The sequence below is a fragment of the Mycobacterium sp. genome, assembly GCF_050701675.1.
Lineage (GTDB): Bacteria > Actinomycetota > Actinomycetes > Mycobacteriales > Mycobacteriaceae > Mycobacterium.
On the sequence record NZ_JBOGDD010000308.1, the window covers coordinates 1 to 2,064 of the forward strand.

The 2,064-nt window shown below is 65.4% G+C and carries 2 protein-coding genes; both read left to right on the top strand.

Annotation, left to right across the window (positions count from 1 at the left end):
* The first annotated feature begins 65 nt into the window (after positions 1–65).
* A complete protein-coding gene (locus ACRDUX_RS09105) occupies positions 66–920 on the top strand; it encodes an MlaE family ABC transporter permease (protein WP_526413103.1) in 855 nt (284 codons plus the stop codon).
* 5 nt (positions 921–925) lie between these two features.
* The coding region (locus tag ACRDUX_RS09110; RefSeq protein ID WP_526413105.1) for an MCE family protein at positions 926–2,064 on the top strand (1,139 nt) is incomplete at its 3' end.

Consider the following 2,064-nt stretch of genomic DNA (forward strand, 5'->3'; position numbering starts at 1 on the left):
TCGCCATCAACATCATCGTCACCGCCGTTGGTATCCAGTTCACGGTGCAATGAGGTGAAGAATTCATGACTGCAACATTGCCCAGTCGGCAGCACGCCAAGCTACGGCGCACCGCGGACAACCTCACGGCTGGCTGGAACCGCCTTGGCGACCAAACCCGTTTCTACGCTTCGACTTTGGCGGCCATCCCCGATGCATTGCTGAACTATCGCGGTGAAGTGCTGCGGTTGATCGCGCAGATGGGGTTGGGCACCGGCGCGCTGGCAGTCGTCGGGGGAACCGTGGCGATCGTCGGGTTCCTCACCATCACCACCGGCGCGCTGGTGGCGGTGCAGGGCTACAACCAATTCGCCTCGATCGGCGTCGAAGCTCTCACCGGTTTCGCGTCGGCATTCTTCAACGTCCGGCTGATCGTGCCCGGCACCACCGCGGTGGCGCTGTCGGCGACCATCGGTGCCGGTGCCACCGCTCAGCTGGGTGCGATGCGCATCAACGAGGAGATCGACGCCCTGGAGGTGATCGGCATCCGCAGTGTCACCTACCTCGCGGCGACGCGCGTGTTCGCGGGCGTGGTGGTCGTCATCCCGCTGTTCTGCATCGCGGTCATGATGGCCTTCCTGGCGGCCCGGACCGGCACGACGGCCATCTACGGCCAGGGCTCGGGAGTCTACGACCACTACTTCAACACGTTCCTCAATCCCGTCGACGTGATCTGGTCGTTCTTCCAATCGGTGGCGATCACCGTCGTGATCATGCTGGTCCACACCTATTACGGCTACACCGCAGGGGGCGGCCCGGCGGGTGTCGGCGAGGCGGTGGGACGTGCCGTGCGCACCTCCTTGGTGCTCGCGGCACTGGAAATCGTGATGATCTCGCTGGCCATCTACGGCCAGTCCGGCAACTTCAACCTGGCGGGCTGAGCAGCATGAAACAGGTCAAGGCCGGCGAACATCGACTGCACAGCGGGTGGTGGGCGGTGATCCTGCTCGCGGTGCTGGCGGTATTCGCCGGGACCACGATCACCGCGTTCGCCGGCACGTTCCGGTCGTACGTGGCAGTGACCCTGACCTCCGACCGCGCGGGCCTGGTGATGGACCCCGGCGCCCGGGTCAAGATGAGGGGAGTCCAGGTCGGCCAGGTCGCCCAGATCACCTCCGATCACGGCCCCGTCGACCTCAAGCTCGAGATCGACCCCGACCAGATCGCCAACATCCCCGCCAACGTCGAAGCCCAGATCGCGGTCACCACCGCGTTCGGCTCCAAGTTCGTCGACCTGATCACCCCCGAGCACCCAAGCGCCGCGCGCCTGGCCGCCGGCGCCGTACTCGTCTCCAAGAACGTCAGCACCGAGGTCAATACGGTCTTCGAGAACGTCGTGGACCTGCTGAAGATGATCGACCCCGCCAAATTGAACGCAGTCCTCTCCGCCGTGGCCGATGGCGTGCGCGGGCAGGGCCCCCGCATGGGGCAGGCCACTACCGACCTGAACCAGGTCCTCACCGCGCTCAACGCACGCAGCGACACCTTCCGCCAAGACTGGCGCTCCTTCAAGAATTTCAACGACACCTACAACGCGGCCGCCGAGAACATCCTGTCCGTCCTGGACGCCGCCAGCACCACCAGCACCACCGTCGTCGACCACGCAGCACAACTGGACAGCCTGCTGCTCAACACACTCGGCTTCGCGACCTCCGGCACCAACCTGCTCACCAGCAGCAAGGACCCCCTCATCGGCGCCATCAACACCCTCGAACCCACCACCGAGCTGCTCAACAAATACAACCCCGTCTATACCTGCTTCCTGCAGGGCGCCACTTGGTTCCTCAACAACGGCGGCAGCCAGGCCTGGGGCGGCAACGGCAAGTCCATCCAACTCGACATCGCCCTGCTCGGCGGCAACGACCCCTACGCCTATCCGGACAACCTGCCCATCGTGGGCGCCAAGGGTGGGCCCGGCGGCCAGCCCGGATGCGGCTCACTGCCGGATGCCTCCAAGAACTTCCCCGTCCGGCAGCTGATCACCAACACCGGCTGGGGCACCGGGGTGGACATCCGGCCCAATCC

What these genes read in the sequence shown, in the direction of transcription:
- ACRDUX_RS09105 (WP_526413103.1), top strand. Translation starts at nt 66, where the DNA reads ATGACTGCAACATTGCCCAGTCGGCAGCACGCCAAGCTACGGCGCACC.